Genomic DNA, 17,432 nt, shown 5'->3' with positions numbered 1-17,432 from the left:
TGAAGATTTGTTATCTATTGATTTTTCTGTGCGTGTGCTCTGCTGTTTCAGGTTTCTTTTTCTGGTTGAAATAAATATAGATAATCACCACGCCGAGAAATTCGAAGACCAGGAAGAACCAGAACAGGGTCGAGGGAGAGCCTTCATCCACCAGTGAAACGAGGCGGGCCAGTACGCCCGCCAGCATGATGACAAGATACAGCCGGTTAAATTTATTCACGGAAAAGATCTCCTTCCTGAACGTGATGGCGAACAGGCCGTATCCAAACTCCATTGCCCTTAAAAAACGGTACTGGCTGAGCATGTTGGTTCGCGAGTATTCCGAAAGAGTACCGGTATCCAGCTTGAACAGCATCTGGTGATCAAAGTCGGCTCCCAGGAACGCTCCCCAAAAACCGGCAGCCAGGACCAGCCCGATATAGCAATAGAAGAAAAAAAAGGCGGCAAATTTCATGATATCATCTGGCTTTCCGCATTATCACACCCTGGAATATCAGTGTTGGCGATAAGCAATTCGGGCTAACGATCTTCGTTGAAGTCGATCAGGAAATAAAGCAGCATGCACAACCATTCCACGGTCCATATGGAGACTCTGACCACATTCAGGCGCATCCACTTTCCAAGCACCTCCTGCAGTTCGGCCATCTGGGTAATGCCCTCCGCCATGCGTTCGTTATAGGGGAAGATGTAGAGCATGGTTAGCAGCGTGGCGACAACAACGCCGACCAAAACGCCAATTGGAAACCATTTTTTTACCGATTTCCAGTGCTCAATAATCATGATGACGGCCGAAACCATCATCACCATCGTCATAATGGTAAAAAAATCAGTGGCTCGCGTGACTTGCGGGACAAACTGTTCGTAGTAGGTGTCGGGCGTAAGTCCTTCTGCAGAGGGAAACTGGAAAAAGACGAGCGACCATCCCGTTCCGAAATACATGGATACACAGGCAAATAAAATGCCCTTGTTAATTTTGAGTAATAATTTTTTCATGGCTGCTCCTGTTTGCGTGATTAACGAAAGAGTTAGAAGACGGTAAAATCCTGTGGGCTTGCCGTTGCCGGGTTAGAAATCCGATATTTTTATTCACAGGCGTGAACCTGGAAGATTCGCTAACATGAATGACATATCAGATTTTGAACTGTTGGTAGTCAGTGATTGAGGGAGGCGCCAGCCACTCTTCGCTCAATCCCAGGTCGACTACGCTCTCCATTCCTTCCGGCATGGTTTCCGGGGCCTCATCATACGTTAAAAACCAGGTGTCAAAATGATCGTCCAGGATGCCGTTGGCTTCCGGGATAAACGCGGTTAAAATCGCATCCCCGTCGATTTCGAGCTCCCGGAGGGGGGCTGTCCGGGGATGGTCACCGATGTAAAGGCGCGCGTTCGCACTGTTGAACAGGTGAAATCCCGCTTTCCCCTTGAAGTAGATGTAGGAGGCGAACAGCATGTTTCGGAACTGGCAATAGTTGGTGGCCCCGATATTGAACGGGATCCATGCACGGGAAGGCCGGTCGATTTCGATCCGCATTGCAAACTGCCCGTCTTTCTCGTACTGGCTGCTTACGGTATCATCGGTTATCTCGTAATCCAGGTTGGCCTGGTGTTTGGGCATGCCCCAGATCCCTTTTCCTCCCTTGACCGAAATCTCGGAACTGACCGGCAGGTCGACGACATACTGACCGGTCCCGTAAAAACCCATCATCAGTCCGGGCAGCAGACGGGGGGCGGGCTTGCGGCCGTGAGTGCAGGCGATCGCAACGCTGAATTCGATATATTTGCCGATGCTGGTTTCCAGGTAGTTTATGACGGTAATCAGCAGGAGCCCTTTCCCATTCCACAACCGAAAGGGATGAAGTTCATTACCGGGCAGAAAAGCCCGGGCCTTGTCGGCATTAATTTGAAACCCGGCGAACAGGGCCGGTGAATCCACGCAATTGATCGGCATTACATAAGGGATGCCGTCGACAAGGGCGTGCTGGCCTTCATATCGTTTTATCCTTTTGGGTACTCCCATTTAATAAGTCCTCTTTTTTTCAGGTTATTTTTCAAGCTCTTCCACAATCAGCGGGAAAACATCCTCAGCTGCATTTTGCCCCATAAAAACATCAAGGTGGCTGTATTTCGGCAGTACGTGCAGGGCATGGCGCCCGGGCTCCCGTTGTTCAAAGTACTTGTGGGTGCGGACCTGGCTTTCGGGTAAAAAGCAGAGGTTTTCTTCGCCTGCAAAAAAGGCGAAGCGAGCTCCGGTGTCGGGCGGTCGGGCGGTGTAGTCGTCCGGCAGCTCCCCATCGTCCTGGAAGGCCACCAGGTGTCCCTGCCTGATACACTTTTTGATATGGTTAAAAAAACGGATCGGTACTTCGGCAAACTCCTGTTTGAGCCACTCATGGGTGGCGTCATTCAGGTTTTCATGCTTCCACAGTGCGGGAAAGCCGCTGCCGTAGGTAAAACTGACCTGCTTGCACACCCCGTTGTCACATTCGTGGTGCGTGGCTTCCACAAGAGTGCGAATGATCTTGGGAAAGACCCCGCTGGCCCTGTTGCCCCACTGGGGATTCAGATATTTGGTACCCAGCGCCACCAGGGGGAGCGCCACGCTGAGCTTGAACCTGGAAAAGTCGGGAACCACCGGGTGAAGAGAAACCGCATTGCTGACAACGGTGCTGACCTGTGGCACCAGACCCGCCACGGCCGACATCATAAAGCTGGTGGAGCCCTGGCAGTGTATTACCGCCTTGATCTCGTCGTACCCGGTCTCTTCCACCACTTTTTTTACCGCTTCGGGGTGGTCATGCTGAGCCGCCTGGTCCAGATCCCACTCGTTCGGACCGATATCGATACTGGCCCGCCAGTTTTCCAGCCACACGTCATATCCCTGTTGAACCAGGTAGTCCACAAAGTTGGTTTTTACCGGCGCCCTGAAGATATTGGCCCGAACGCCGGCCCCATGAACCACCAAGACCGGCCCCCTAGGAGGACGTTCTTCCCCTTTTACATTCACCAGATTACATTGCAAACCGTCGCCGGCCCGGAAAGGGATCGTACGTTCCATGTATTTCGATTCCATAGCAAACCCTCGCTGTTGGTCAGAGATATACGTCGACAATATGTTCAGAGAAAAATTTCAGGAATTTACCCTGGTACTTCAGTTTTTCGATGTTGCGTGATACTCCGGTGACCTGGACTGTTCCGATCTGTTTGCGAAAGTCGTCGGGCTTGATCCTGAGCATGCCTTTGCCCCAGACCGGCGCCTCGGCATCAGGGCCGTCATACACGGTGATAAAAAGGGTAGTGGTATCTTTCCAGATATCGAATCCCGGATCGTCGTGAATCGTTTTATGGCCCTCAAAATAGTAGGTTTCGCCCTCCTCCGACCGAAGCTTCATCCGGTACCGCATATACCGGGTGTCTTCATCTTCCGGATCTTCTACAAACAGGTTGAAGGTTCCCTCCGAAACCGAGAGATCATCCTCGGAAAGTGCGGGGGCCTGTACCGATCCGAACATATTGGCCGGGTGATCGGGGTTCTCCAACATCTGTTCAATGTCGTTTGAACGGATGGTCAGTATAAAGGCGAAGGGAGATTGACCGGCTTTACCCTTTTCATAACCCGCCTCGTAGCTTTCCGCCCCTTTTGCTATGTAACCGCTCATCCGCTCCGTAAACTGGATACCGGCCTCCTGGTGTTCCTGTTGCTGCTGGTAGGCGCCATCCAGGTGGTAGTCGATCTCCCAGCCGCGATCGCGGGCCATGTATACGCAGTTTCGTTCAGCCAGCGCCGAGATGGTCAGCAGGGGGTTGACTCCCAGGGTGCGCGGGATGATGGAGCCGTCACTGACATACAGGTTTTCATAGACCTCGGTGCCGTCAGCTCCCCTGAACAGCTGTCCCTTGTGATTGACGACCCCGCTGCCGGCATCTTCACCCATGATGCAGCCCCCCAACGGGTGGACGGTGGTCAGCCGGTGCCTGAAGAGCTTATTCCAGGTTGGATTCTTGATATAGGTCCCTCCCAGCAGATCGGTGACCTTGCGCAGGTTATCACTGACTTTTTGGAAGATACTTTGATGGCCTACTTCGTCCCAGTCAATCCGAATGCGCCCATCTTTCATGAAGAGCTTCCCCTGCCCGTCGTCATGCGTCATTACGAGATAGGTCATGGTGTGCTCGGCGGCCCCGCGATAGGCGCCCCCGAGAAGTGAGCCCAGCCGGCGCCACAGTTCCCTCAGGAAATCGCGAAATCCGCTGTCGGTGTCGTCCCCGGTAAATTTTGATGCAAATGAGAGCAGCCACGGCACAAAGGCAGACAGTGCCCCCGGTATGACGCCTTCCTCAATGACCATTCCGTCGGTCGGTTTGCCGTTGGTGTACTGTTCATCCCGCAGGTCGATAATACCGGTAATGCAGGGACCGACCGGATCTTGGGGATCGGGCTCTTTGTGCCCCATCCCGATGGCGTTGGCCCGGACGTCATTGTTATACCCGAATCCCAGGAAATCCCCGTTGCCGGTAAACCGCCTGCCCAGCAGGTCGGAGAGGGGGAGTCCCTCCTCTTTTGAGCGCAGCAGGATCTCGGTCGTCCCCAGTGTTCCGGCCGCCAAAATAACGATATCTGCCGTCACAAAGCTGGTGGGGCCACCGAACTTTTCCTGCCCCGTATCCATGGACCGGTACCGCACAATCCAGTTTTCTTCGCTGCGCTCCAGCCGATCGACGGCGGTCTGGGTGAAAATTTCCGCCCCGTGCCGCCTGGCGTCGGGCAGGTAGTTCATCAGTGTGGTGTTTTTGGCGGAGTAATTACAACCCGTAACGCAGTCGCCGCACCCGGTGCAGGCGTTTTGGTGGACACCCGCGGCGTTCTTTCCATCCTCGAACCTGACGTTAATGGGGGGGCGGTAAAATGGGTCGCCCTCCCACTCTGTCGAAGAGATCTCCATCGCCTTGAGCTTGGCGGGCGTAGGCCAATCGTCAGGGTAGGGCACGGGCTGCAGCATCTGGCGGGCCAGCTCCTGGCACTCCACAAGGGTCTGGCGGTCATTTCGAAGCGCTTCCGGCCACTCCTCGCGGTCCAACACCCAATCTTCGGGAGGGAGGGAAACATTTGCGTTTACCAGGGAGGTGCCCCCGAGGCCACATCCCTGGAATACGTTGATATCCTCGTTAAAACGAAAGTCGTACAATCCCGTCTCCGCTCCGATATGATCACCTTCGATATCCATCTGCATCTCCTTGTGAGCCTCGGTTTCATGGTCGGGATAGTCGCCGGGATGGATTTCACGCCCTTTCTCCAGCAGGCACACCGAACGCCCCGCCCGTGCTACCCGTGAGGCGCTGATGCTGCCGCCATAGCCCGAACCAATTACAACGACTTCGTAATGTTCTTTTATATTTTCGATGGGTAAGGACAAACGCTGCATGGCAACCTCCGTATTCATGTTATTTGATGACAATCGGATCTTCAATAAGCCCGTATTCCAAATGGTCTCCAGCCCTGGGCACATACCGCGGGGCGCCTTTTCTGAGGTCTCCCTCTGCTTTTACCCAGTGTTTGTATGCCCGGGGAATTTTTATTGGGTAGAGGGTAAGGCCCTCGTCACTCAGATGGAGACGTACAAAATTCTTGTGATTTTCTCCCCGGAATGAGGAAAAAGCCTCCGTTTCGTGGGTCTTCAGCAGCAGGGTGGTGCTCATAAGGTAGAATCCCATCGCAAATCCGCTGAAAAGCCATCCGAAAACCAGGAGCGCCAGGGCGCTTAATCCAATGCCAGAAACGGTATCGGGTAAAAACCCGCCCACCCCAAAAACAAGGTAGTAAGTGAGCCATACTGCTGAAATAAGCAGCACAACCTGCAGTGCCCCGTGCATGAGGCCCGCAATCCAGGAGGCAGCCGGCTTTTTGCGTTTGGTATCTGCGAAAGCAAGGATTCCGGAAAAAAGCAGCAATAACAGCAGGGACAGACCGGGGCTTCCCGCCAGGAGGGTGGCTGTTGAACTGCAAACCCGGGCCCATTCAGCCAGTCCTGTTGCGGCCCACGTATGCATAACAGAGGCCGATCCGGTGCCGGAGGTCCCGATAATCCAACCGAAGAGCATATAAACAAATCCAAACAGCGCTCCGAACCTCAGGTTTATAAAGGGAAATTTGAGATTATTCAGCGCCATTCGCCGCGATTCACTTTCATCCGGGAAGGCTGCACTCTTTTCATATGTTCCTTCCTCCAGGTTTAGCTGGTCGGGCACCTGGTGGGTGGGATGGGCAAACGCCCCTCCTCCGCCGGCCGTTATTTTCCAGTCTGGCGGATCCTTTTCAGTATTTTTAAAACTGGTGTAGTGATGCATGTCGCCGGTGAGCATCAGCCGAAAATTCAGCTTTTTCTCTTTCTTTTTAGTGTAGCGGCTGGTAAAAAAACGGAGGTTGCGGTACGGTTTGTCATCCGGCTGGTATTCCTGGTATACCCAGACCGGCTCTGAGGTACATAAAATAATTCGGTCGCCTGTGGAAGCCTGCTTGTGCATCTCGTCAAAATAGTCGATCTGGGGTTTGTCAATATCGGCGCTAAGCTGGATGTCGATGCCCCAAAGCCACCAGTTGTGAGGGAGCTTTGCTGCGAAATAGCTCCGTGTCTGTCGCGTCTGCCAGCCGCCGATCCAGCGCTGCTGGCAAAACAGTTTAAGAAAGCTGGAAAGCCCGTCGTACCAGTCGTGATTGCCCGGGATTGCAAAAAGGGTGGGAGGGTCATCGGTTTTATCGACATAAGACAGGGACGAGGTGTAGGGCCCCACCAGCCGGTTTTTATATTCCAGGGGAGTGGCCGTGGGATACACTTCGTCGCCCCCCATTACCAGTATATTTCCTCGTTTGAGATGATGCTTGTTTCCTTGCCGGTCTGCCGCTGACAGCGACTCGCGCCCCAGCAGGTAAGCCACACTGTAGGTTGAATCCCAGCCCGACCCCAGATCAGAAACGTAGTCCATCCAAAGCTCGCTTCGTTCGGAGAAATCAAACGGTTTCATCGCCTTTTGGTTCCGTTCCAGGGCGGCCTGGATTTCCCGTTTGTCGGCATAGTCTCCAAATACGGCGGATACAACCGCCCTCATTCCCGTTGAGGCAAGCTGGGCGGGGCTGTACCAGTCGACCATGTCCATCCGTTCAAAGGAATCCAAGCTGTTTGGGGACCCGGATTCTGTATTTTTGTTGTCCATAAAATTCTCGCAAATTTCGATTTTTGTTAGCTGGTAACAGGTAAAAGAAATGGTTTGAAGCATGCAGGGAGGGGATCAGGGCGATCAAAAATGGGACGCGTTCCAACGGGGAGTTCGATTCGGCTTTGATCTTGATCCCTGGCACCGGAAACAGGCATGTGCAGACACCTCGCACTCCACTCATGTGAATCCGCTGAAATGCGGGGCATCAATGTTAATCCTGGTATGTTGTATTTCATCCCTGTCGATCCCTTCATTGAATGATGCTTGATGCCTGCAAAGCTCTCCTGTTAACTATATTGCATATCCCAAAAGTTGAGTGTTTCCAAACGCGAATGAGACAAATCCACCCGAATATTCACGAAGGGCAGTGCTGTTTACTCGCGGAGACTCGTATAATTTTTGTCCCTCGATACCCACCCATATTAATATGGGCCCGTCACCTCTGTCGATAATGTATCAAGATGAAAATTTTAAAGAGGGCTTTGCAAAACCCTCAATTCCCTGGTCTGAGGGATTGTACTCCCGTTAAAAGATCAATAAGGTCGCGGTAGTACAACTACCTCCCAACAAAATAGCAGGTTCTGCAAAGGTTCCTCAAATACAGCGAATATCTCAACATGTCTCTCAACCGTTCCCGTATCACATTATCTCTGCAATTTACCACAGTTCAAGAGCTTATCGGGGTTGAAGTTGTTACAATTTAATAATTGCTTTTTAAAAAGCTATTAATTTTTGCGTAAGATGTTGTTTTATTTTGTTTTAGAAGAGGATACGGTCATCTGTGCAGCAAAAAGTTGTCAAATTCTCAGCTTTTTTTCAGGCGGAATTCCATTTTCAGTGTATACCAGACCTTATTAAAAAATAAAATAATTTTCTCGGATGCAGGATTCTGCCTTCAAAAGTATTTGACTCGGGCCAACGTTACATTTTCTGCTGTTCAACTGCGAGAAGGAGGATCGAGGGTTCACTCATTCATCAGGTCCAGCAGCCGGTCAATCTGTTTCTGCTCGGTGTTTTGGATGGTTTGTTCCGCGGCGCTTACCTCCATCTCTCTGAGATAGCTCTTTTGGGCACTCTCCTCATCTGAGGTCTCCCGGGCAACGAGGTCGGCCCAGAGACGGTGAAAGCGCGCTGCCTGCAGCGCCCCCTGATAGGGATCCGGATTGACACACTCACGGGTGGCCAGAAATGCCGGGGCGTTCGTAGACCCGTGCTGCAGCCCTACCGTGTTGGTGGCAACAGCCGTGCCCTCGGTCTTTTGGTAAAGGGTTTCGAGTTGCGGGGTGTCAGCCTTGCCGTAGACCGCCTTTTCTGCAAGGTCAAGCATTTTCGCCTGGATCGGTTTTAGCTCCCTGTTGGTTTGGTGGGCACACCATATGGCAAACTTGCGCAGTTTGGCAGTTTCTCCCTCCTCACTGAAATACCGGAGCAGGGAGGTGACGCGATCCTCTTTCTGGTCGATCTCTTCGCCGGTTTCCCCGTCAATTACGATAATTTTATGACTCTCCTCGTCATAAATGTAGATATAGTCTCGGGTGTTGGAGGTCATAAAGGTTCAGGTGTTTTGAAGTTTGTGTGGATGGTTCACAACAGTCGAATGATACCAACAGGTATTGTCCTTCAACTGCCGACTCGCAGTAAATATTGTTTCGTGTTCTGATTTTGCAAGGTCTGTTGTCACCCTGCTAAAATGTTGAACAAACTTAAAAAAGCATCGTTCAACTGTAAACAGAAAAGCCTCTCTTTCAGTTCTTCGGTCCCCAAAAAATTAGGAGAATTTGCAGCTGAATATTACCAGCACCGGTTCATGGAAAAAACCAGGGTTTGATCAAGAGGACCAACACCTGCTCGAAAGAGCAAAAAAGAGAGCTCGGTTCAAAGCAGTTCTTCGGCTACATTCACTGACAGTAAAGACACCTATTCTGAGCTTGTCACAGAATCTCCTATATTCGATACTGATTTTCCGGGTATACAGTGGATTGCACAGTCCGCTACCGATTATTTTCAACAACTTCATCCGGCGTTTTAACCAAACAGGTATTCTATGAAAGATATTCGGGATGGGAAGGTTTCACGATGGGCACTTTTCTCATGGGCTCTTTACGACTGGGCAAATAGCGCTTTTTTTGCCGTTATTCAGACGTTTGTATTTGCTACCTATTTTGTTTCTTCGGTGGCTGAAAGCGATGCTTCCGGCAGCGCCTGGTGGGGAAATACCATCGGAGCCGCCGGACTTGTGATCGCCGTTTTGGGACCGGTACTGGGATCGATTGCCGACCAGACGGGCCGTCGCAAACCGTGGATCCTGGGCTTCAGCCTGCTGTGCATCGGGGCCACCGCCCTGCTTTGGTTTGTGGAACCCGGCAACGATTACCTGGTCCTGGCACTGGCGCTTATCTTTCTCGGTACGGTCGGCTCCGAAGCTGCAATCATCTTTTATAACGCCATGTTGCCCACGCTCGTTGAAGACAGGCGGATGGGTCGCTGGTCGGGCTGGGCCTGGGGATTGGGGTATGCCGGGGGACTCGCGTGCCTGGTCGTGGCCCTTGTTGTTTTTATACAGGTGGAGGTACCCCCGTTTGGCCTTGAGACGGCCGGGGCCGAGCATGTACGGGCAACATTTCTACTGGTGGCGGCGTGGTATCTCGTATTCTCTATACCCCTGTTCACGTCTACGCCGGACCTGGAGCGAAAAACGATCAGGATCGGGGACGCCGTGCGCAGTGGCTGGAGACAGCTCAAAACCTCACTTCGGAATGTGCAAAAATATAAGCCGATTGTGCGCTTTTTGATTGCACGCATGATCTTTATTGATGCGCTCGCCACAGTCTTTGCCTTTGGGGGAATCTACGCGGCGGGAACGTTTGACATGAACGAGCAGGATGTGATGATCTTCGGCATTGGACTTAATTTGACGGCCGGGGTGGGAGCAGCGCTCTTTGCCTGGATCGATGACTGGGTGGGCAGCAAGAAAACGATCCTCCTTTCGCTTGCGGGACTGATTGTGACAACAACCACGGTACTGTTGGTAACGGCTGAGCTGTGGTTCTGGGTATTTGGACTGCTGCTGGGTGTCTTTGTCGGCCCGGTACAGGCTGCCAGCCGTACCTATATGGGACGTATTGCACCGGAACAGCTCCGCAACCAGATGTTTGGCCTGTTCGCTCTCTCCGGAAAAGTGACGGCATTTGTGGGACCGATCCTGGTCGGTTGGCTCTCCTACCTGGCCGGGAGTCAGCGAATCGGTATGAGCGTTATCGTATTGTTTTTTATGATCGGTATGGCTCTCATGTTCGGTGTTCCAGCTGTCACCTCCCCGAAAACATTAGAAAATGAAAACAGGTGATCGATTTATCCGGTAAAGTGATACATTAGCTGCTGTATAAATTTCAGCATTAGCTGATAACTAATCGGGGCGCAGTGATAACCGCGTCAATTAACAATAATCCAATAAGGAAAACTAAATGAGTCGATTTGATGAAATCAAAACATTGATCAGCAGCCTTGAAGGCGATATGGATAAATTTTATAAAAAAGGAAATAAAGCCGCTGGTACGCGTGCCAGGAAGGGCCTTCAGGAACTAAAAAAGCTGGCCCAGGATGTTCGCCTGGAAATTCAGGATGTTAAAAACCGGTCCTGATTTTTAAGTTCAGGATACAGGATATAAGATAAAAAGCCACGGCTCACTGTGGCTTTTTTTATATCCGGGCTGGCTTGCAGAGATGGTGTAATTTTATGGAGGACTTTCCGGAACATCCGTTAAAGAAAGTACGGCCACAATTGGGTTTGTGTCATTAGTATTTGAATGCTTACTATACGAGGGCTTTGCAAACACCTCTATTATATGAGGCTTTGGTAAAGTACGCAATAAATTTCATGTTCTGATCCCGTGCGGATAAGAAGATGTATTGAATTGACAAGTAACACGCACCGCTAACAGCAGTATAGTGAGATCTCAACCACAGCACCGATTACCGAAAACAGCGATCAAAGCCTGGCGTATCAGTGGAATGATCTGGGCGTTCATTCTCTGCCTGATTACTCTTTTCCTGGTTTTTTTGACTCTTCAGGGGGAGGGACCGCCCTGGTGGTTCAATATACTGGTGGGAATATGTGCGCTTGTTGTCACTATTGCGGCAGCTACTGTTTTGCCGAGCCTGCGCTGGAAGCGGTGGCGCTACCAGATCGACAGGCACGAGGTCGACCTGCGGCGCGGTATTTTCGTGATCAAGCGAACCCTGATTCCCGTAAAACGCGTTCAGCATGTAGATACCCGGCAGGGACCGATTTTACGGAAGTATGGACTCTCAAGTGTGGCGATAACTACGGCAGCGACGACCCATGAGATCCCGGCCCTCGACGATGAAACTGCGGATGAAGTTCGCAACCAAATTTCTAATTTTGCCCGGCTAGCCGAAGAAGATGTTTGAATCCCGCCGACAACATCCCGTAGCGGCCATTACCAAAGTGCTCGAAATTGTTCGGGGCAACTTTATTACGATTCTGGTGATCCTGTTTGTCGGGGGAAGCGGGGATGAGGAGACCCTGCTGAACCTGACGTGGATACTGGGCACCATCGTCGTGCTGCTGGTCTGGGGCATTTTGTCGTGGCTCCGTTTTTCCTACCGGATTGAAGAGGACCAGCTCGTCATTGAGTCGGGCGTGCTGATGCGGCAGAAGCTGTATATCTCCAAAGATCGTGTGCAGGTGATCGATATAACTTCCGGGATCCTGCAGCGCATGTTTGGGTTGGTGGAAGTACAGGTCAAGACGGCGGGAAGCAGCTCAAAAGAGGCGAAGATAAGTGCTGTCTCCAAAGAGGTTGCCCGCGAACTCCGGGAAAAGCTGCGGAAAGAACGGACGGATGCGGAGGAGGCCGATGATGAGGAGACAGCGGTGGAAACGCCCCGGAAAATATACCGCCTGGGTGCAAAAGATCTGGTTGTTGCCGCCTCGACCTCCGGGAGGCTGGGGGTGGCCCTTTCGATCGTGGGTACGGTATTTTCGCAGCTGGACCAGCTGGTTTCCGATGAGCAGATGGTTCGCTACCTGGAATCGATGGTCCCGACCACGGCGAGCACGTCACTGATTGTCAGTTCGGTCATTTTTATCCTGGTGGTCTCGTGGATACTCTCATTTCTCGGAACGGTCATTACCTACGGAAATTTTTCGGTTCAGCTTAAGGAGGATGAGCTGGTTATATCCCATGGGATTTTTGAACAGAAGCAGCTCACGATACCATACAACAGGATACAGGCAGTCCAGGTTAAAGAAGAGCTGCTGCGGCAGCCGTTTGGCTATGCGACGCTGAAGCTGGACAGCGCTGGCTACGGCGACCAGGGAGGCAAATCGGTGATGCTTTTTCCCCTCATCCCGAAAGCAAAGGTAGCGGCCTTTGTGGAACAGGTATTGCCGGAATATGCCGAGCAGACGCCCGCCGTTCGACCTCCCCGCCGATCGGTGCGCCGCTACATCGTACGAAGCGTGCTGACGGCACTGGCGATTGTCATTCCGCTTTGGCTGCTGCTTCCACTTAGCTACTATTCCCTGCTTTTGCTGCTTCCGGCCCTGTTCCTGGGATATCAACAGCACAAGGATGCAGCTATCGGCATCAATAACGACACGATGATCCTGCGCTACCGGTTGTTGAGCAGGAATACGGTGATTCTCAAGCGCTATAGGCTGCAAACCGTACAGGTCAACGCCAACCCGTTCCAGGAAAGGCAGGGTCTGGCTCATTTTACCGTTACGGTTGCTTCCGGCAGTGAGGGTCACCGGTTTACGGTGCGCGACCTGGATGTGGAGACAGCCCTCGGTTTTTGGGAATGGCCTTCGGTCCATGCCGAGCAACGCGAGTTGGCTGCCGAACAGTTGAAATTGAAGCTGCCGGGATTTTAGTTAGCCAGGGGTTCTACAGGAACAGGTTGTAGTAGATCCCCAGGGTCGAAACCCCGTAGATAATGTGAATCACAAACAGCTCCACCGTCACCCCGATTCCCCACTGGTGGCCGAACATGCCGGGATCACTCATCGCCTTCCCCTCACCAATATGGGGATGCTCGGAGGAGAGAATACCGATCATGGCCCCGATAAAAATGCTATGGGATACTCCATACATGATTCCCGCCGGCCAGTTGGGCGTAACGGCCATGGCGGAAAGAGTAAAAACGTAGAATATTCCCCAAAATGCTCCCAGCAGCAGGTGAAGCGTCATGCCCACGGTATACGCCCTGCTGCGATCTTCAATCGGAACAAAACGGGTACCCAGCAGCCACGGAATATCAAGGTTATATCCCACCGCTTTAAACAGATAGATAAACAATGCCATAACCGCCGCTCCGACGATACCGGCCACACCAGCAAGAAATAAGTTGACACCCATAATCGTTTCCTCCCAACATTGTATTTGGTTGTTCTGGTTTTAACCGCTCTCTTTTCAGAAACTCGTTACGGATCAGGCTTCCGATAGCCGACATAGCTGCCTCGTCGGTCGATGTGGTACTTCAGGAGGAAGCCTCGCAGAAAAATGGCACTATTTTATCAAACGTGATATCCCTTTGGTCTTTCAATACACAATATGGTTTGACAGAGAACTTTGCGCAACCCGCAATGCCTCGTTCTGAGGGAGTTGTACTCCCGTCAAAAGGTCAATAAGGTCAGTAGTACAACCACCTTCCAGCAAAATAACAGGTTCCGCAAAGGTTCCTGACAATAAATGTTCGGTCCAATGAGGTTGACCTCGCAACTGCACGTTTCAACGATGTAGTCGCTTACTTTTCCGAAATAAGGGATTCCAGCTGTCCTTATGAAAATATTTTACGTTTGCTACTCATAACAGGTAATCCTGCTGGATTCAAATTCCAGCTGCAGGCCTGTTTTCCCCTATTCGGACGAAATTATGACCGGCATTAATTATTGAAACCGTATAAACAAGATAGCTAAAACATTAATATGATGGCAGATGTTCAGCAGGGACCTGCTTGTACTGCCCGAAAATTTTGAGCGTGCGGTAGTGAGAGCGGATCGCCTTGTAAAACGATTCATTGTAGTTGTAGGGGACGTCATACTCGTCGGCGACTTCCCTGACAATTCGGCTGATCGCCGGATAGTGAACACTGCAAATTTTGGGAAACAGGTGATGCTCGATCTGGTAATTGAGTCCCCCGATATACCAGGAAAGCAGCTTGTTGTCGTGGGCGAAGTTGGCGGTGGTTTCCATCTGGTGAATCATCCATGCATTTTCGATATTGCCCTCCTCATTTTGTTCAGGATGTTCAGTCCCTTCAACCACGTGGGCCAGCTGGAAGATGATACCGAGGATGAGGCCGGCGGTCAGGTGTACCACTAAAAACCCGATCAGCAGCTGCCACCAGGCGATGGGAAGCAGCAGGTAGGGGATAACCAGCATATAACTGTAGTAGAGCAGCTTTGTCACGATCAGCGTGACCCACTCGGAAAACGGGTGGGTTTTATTTTCGTAGGGACCCAGGTTGGGTTTCAGGAAATACCAGTAGTCCTTGACAAATACCCAGAACAGGGTGGCAAAACTGTAGGCAAAAAACGCCAGGATGTGCTGTGCGCGGTGGATCGGTTTGTGTTCTGCATTGGGGGAGAGCCGGATGAATTCCGCAACTTCAAGATCTTCATCGTGTTCGTAAATATTCGTATAGGTGTGGTGTATCACATTATGGGTAATCTTCCAGATATACCCGTTGGCTCCCATCAGATCAAAGCTGAGTCCAAGAATATTATTGACCTTCTTGTTGGATGAATAGGCCCCGTGCAGGGCGTCATGCGAGATCGAAAACCCGATTCCGGCCATGCCGATCCCCATCACAAAACAGAAAAAGAGCATCTGAAGCGGAGAAAACCAGCCGGTAAGGATGAGTGTATAGGCCCCAAAATAGAGCGAAAGCAAAACGACGGTCTTGACGACCATTTCCGCATTTGCATGTTTTGAGAGCCCGTTTTCTTCAAAATATGCATTGACCCGCTGCTTTAGATCTCTGGCAAAGCCTTTGCCCTTGCCTCGTTCAAAGGAAACTCGTGTTACACCCATTAGATAAGTATTTAACCCACATTACTATTAAGCAGGTTAGTTACGGTTTTATCTGCCCAAAACAAAATAGCGTGGGCCGGTGAAATGACTGGTAGAAAAGTAAACTTATTTCCGCCTTTTCATTTGGAGAATGGCACTCCCTGTTATCTCCCCTTGAAGTGGAGGGCAGGGAGTTGTAATGAATGCGGAAAGATTCTTGATAGAGGCGATTACTGGGTTAAATGTTTATGGATTATGGCACTGGGTCATGTAAAAATAGGAATATTCAGGTTTGCTGGGACGCAGCTAACATTGATGCTGCAGATCACCACGGAATAGTAGTTTTGACAGAATTTTGTATGAACGATCTGTATAGATCAGGATGATCGGTGTTTATCCGCGTTCTGGAAGTAACGGCCGAAATCCAGGATTTGACATCATCCTAGTTGCCGGTAAAATAGTTGGATATCGCTTCTTTCAGGTCATCCATACGGACCGGTTTGATCATATATTTCAGGTATCCCAGCTGTTTAGCCCTTTTCTGATTGTAAAGATCCGAATTGCCCGTAATATAGATTACCGGAATATCCCTGTCTTTTTTGATCTCCCGCATTGCATCTATCCCATCCGTATCATCCTTAAGCTGGATATCCATCAAGATGAGATCAGGACTTGTAGTCAGTGCTGCTTTAATGGCACCCTTACCGGTCGTAATGGTGTCCACAATTTGGTGATTTAGTTTTTCGATCATCCGTTCCAGCACCATGGAGATGATCATGTCGTCTTCAACAATCAGGATTTTTTTTGCAGCGGTGGCACTCACGGCAACTGAATTTAATGGGCTTTGCAACGCCCTTGTTATGCTTTGTTTCAATGGAGGGCAAACATAATAAATTCAGAGGTTCCCGGGCTATAGTATTTGGAAATTCTAACCCAGATAAGATCTTTTTAACCCAGAGCGACGTCCAAAAGCATCATGATGCTGAACCCGATCATGGTTCCCATGGTCGCTATATCGGTGTTGCCAGAGAGCTGGGACTCCGGGATAAGTTCCTCCACGACTACGTAGATCATGGCACCCGCGGCAAACGCCAGGGCATACGGCAGGATCGGCTGAACAAGCAGCACCGCCGCCGCCCCGATTACGCAGGAGATCGGCTCCACGATTCCCGAAAGCTGACCGTACCAAAAACTTTTTCCAACCGATACGCCCTCGCGCCGAAGGGGGACGGAGACGGCGGTACCTTCGGGAAAATTCTGGATGCCGATGCCCAGAGCCAGGGCGATGGCGCCTCCCACGGTGGCTCCGCCCGCCGCTTCAATACCGGAGGCGGCCGCTCCAAACAGCACGCCGATAGCCAGACCCTCGGGAATATTGTGAATAGTGATGGCCAGCACCAGCAGCGTGGCCCGGCGCCAGGAGGTTTCCGGTCCCTCGGCCTCCTCCATCGGAAATCCAAGGTGGAGGTGGGGCATGTAGGCATCGCAAACACGCAGGAATACGCCACCGACTAAAAAGCCGATAACCGCCGGCAGCCATCCGGGTATTCCCTGCGCTGCCGCCATCTCTATACCCGGGGCGAGCAGTGACCAAAAACTGGCTGCTATCATCACCCCCGCGGCAAAACCCAGCATGGCATCCAGCACTTTTTGATTGATTGTTCGGAAGAAAAACACAAGAGCTGCTCCCAGTGCTGTCAGGGTCCACGTAAAAATTCCGCTTAGTAAGCTCTGGTTGATAGCCCCGAGCGAAAGAAACCATTCCTTAAGTTCAATAAAATCCGCCATATGAAAATACCTGTATTTCAAAATGATTAAAGCAAAGAATAAGAAAAGTTGATTAAAACAAAAAATAAATTAGCCAAGGCTAAAATGATTTTTTTAGGATGTCTCCGGACAGGAAATTGATATTTCCGGGTGCCGCAGCGACTTAATTATCTCGGGATGAGGGATTTTCATTTATTGGTGAGTCGACAACGAACTGGAAACACTTCAGGAAAACCCAAGATATTTACGTTTGCATGTACTTTGTTCGTTCTTGATCTTTCAAAAAGTGAACAGGGAAGGAGGATAACGAAGCCTTAATATGAAACAGGAGACTATTTTCCCCAACCGAGGTGTCCCTTTTGTCTTGATACAAAAGGAACCAAAAGATCAAGGCGGTGAATGGGGCACCCGCTGCAG

The 17,432-nt window shown here is 51.0% G+C and carries 15 protein-coding genes; 4 read left to right on the top strand and 11 right to left on the bottom strand.

Features of this window, described 5'->3' with window-relative positions:
• Positions 1-10: 10 nt before the first annotated feature.
• The 7 genes from ACG2E4_RS09780 to ACG2E4_RS09750 all read right to left on the bottom strand — a co-directional run bounded on the left by ACG2E4_RS09780 (position 11) and on the right by ACG2E4_RS09750 (position 8,758).
• Positions 11-454: a DUF4345 domain-containing protein gene (locus ACG2E4_RS09780; protein ID WP_395276421.1), complete on the bottom strand. Its 444-nt coding sequence runs from the start codon at positions 452-454 to the stop codon at positions 11-13.
• Between the two features lie 65 nt (positions 455-519).
• On the bottom strand, positions 520-993 hold the full coding sequence (locus ACG2E4_RS09775; RefSeq protein WP_395276420.1) for an anthrone oxygenase family protein: 474 nt from the start codon (positions 991-993) through the stop codon (positions 520-522).
• A 136-nt stretch (positions 994-1,129) separates the two neighbouring features.
• Positions 1,130-2,017 (bottom strand): acetoacetate decarboxylase family protein, encoded by an 888-nt coding sequence (locus ACG2E4_RS09770; RefSeq protein ID WP_395276419.1) that lies wholly within the window; start codon positions 2,015-2,017, stop codon positions 1,130-1,132.
• A gap of 24 nt (positions 2,018-2,041) precedes the next feature.
• Positions 2,042-3,070 (bottom strand): alpha/beta fold hydrolase, encoded by a 1,029-nt coding sequence (locus ACG2E4_RS09765; protein ID WP_395276418.1) that lies wholly within the window; start codon positions 3,068-3,070, stop codon positions 2,042-2,044.
• Between the two features lie 19 nt (positions 3,071-3,089).
• Entirely contained in the window at positions 3,090-5,438 is a 2,349-nt protein-coding gene (locus ACG2E4_RS09760) for a GMC family oxidoreductase N-terminal domain-containing protein (protein WP_395276417.1), read from the bottom strand.
• 1 nt (position 5,439) lies between these two features.
• A complete protein-coding gene (locus ACG2E4_RS09755) occupies positions 5,440-7,206 on the bottom strand; it encodes a metallophosphoesterase (protein WP_395276416.1) in 1,767 nt (588 codons plus the stop codon).
• A 967-nt stretch (positions 7,207-8,173) separates the two neighbouring features.
• Entirely contained in the window at positions 8,174-8,758 is a 585-nt protein-coding gene (locus ACG2E4_RS09750; RefSeq protein ID WP_395276415.1) for a hypothetical protein, read from the bottom strand.
• 495 nt (positions 8,759-9,253) lie between these two features.
• Here ACG2E4_RS09750 and ACG2E4_RS09745 point away from each other — a divergent pair, with 495 nt between their 5' ends.
• The 4 genes from ACG2E4_RS09745 (at position 9,254) to ACG2E4_RS09730 (ending at position 13,108) form a co-directional block, all read left to right on the top strand.
• On the top strand, positions 9,254-10,555 hold the full coding sequence (locus ACG2E4_RS09745) for an MFS transporter (RefSeq protein WP_395261268.1): 1,302 nt from the start codon (positions 9,254-9,256) through the stop codon (positions 10,553-10,555).
• 118 nt (positions 10,556-10,673) lie between these two features.
• Positions 10,674-10,850, top strand: a complete 177-nt coding sequence (locus ACG2E4_RS09740) for a histone H1 (RefSeq protein ID WP_395261267.1) — start codon at positions 10,674-10,676, stop codon at positions 10,848-10,850.
• A 307-nt stretch (positions 10,851-11,157) separates the two neighbouring features.
• Entirely contained in the window at positions 11,158-11,640 is a 483-nt protein-coding gene (locus ACG2E4_RS09735) for a PH domain-containing protein (RefSeq protein WP_395261266.1), read from the top strand.
• On the top strand, positions 11,633-13,108 hold the full coding sequence (locus ACG2E4_RS09730) for a PH domain-containing protein (protein ID WP_395261265.1): 1,476 nt from the start codon (positions 11,633-11,635) through the stop codon (positions 13,106-13,108). The genes ACG2E4_RS09735 and ACG2E4_RS09730 overlap by 8 nt, the downstream gene beginning before the upstream one ends.
• Before the next feature lie 13 nt (positions 13,109-13,121).
• Here the strand turns inward: ACG2E4_RS09730 and ACG2E4_RS09725 are convergent, their stop codons facing one another.
• The 4 genes from ACG2E4_RS09725 to ACG2E4_RS09710 form a co-directional block, all read right to left on the bottom strand.
• A complete protein-coding gene (locus ACG2E4_RS09725) occupies positions 13,122-13,592 on the bottom strand; it encodes a hypothetical protein (protein ID WP_395261264.1) in 471 nt (156 codons plus the stop codon).
• A 564-nt stretch (positions 13,593-14,156) separates the two neighbouring features.
• Positions 14,157-15,269, bottom strand: a complete 1,113-nt coding sequence (locus ACG2E4_RS09720; protein ID WP_395261263.1) for a fatty acid desaturase family protein — start codon at positions 15,267-15,269, stop codon at positions 14,157-14,159.
• A 421-nt stretch (positions 15,270-15,690) separates the two neighbouring features.
• Positions 15,691-16,071, bottom strand: coding sequence for a response regulator (locus ACG2E4_RS09715; RefSeq protein ID WP_395261262.1), 381 nt, complete (start codon positions 16,069-16,071; stop codon positions 15,691-15,693).
• A 125-nt stretch (positions 16,072-16,196) separates the two neighbouring features.
• Complete coding sequence (locus tag ACG2E4_RS09710; protein ID WP_395261261.1) at positions 16,197-17,036, bottom strand: ZIP family metal transporter; 840 nt, start codon at positions 17,034-17,036, stop codon at positions 16,197-16,199.
• Positions 17,037-17,432: the final 396 nt, after the last annotated feature.

Origin of the sequence: Halalkalibaculum sp. DA384 (assembly GCF_043951955.1) — a bacterium.
Classification (GTDB): domain Bacteria; phylum Bacteroidota; class Rhodothermia; order Balneolales; family Balneolaceae; genus JAMQKA01.
This window is presented reverse-complemented; position numbering and strand designations above follow the sequence as displayed.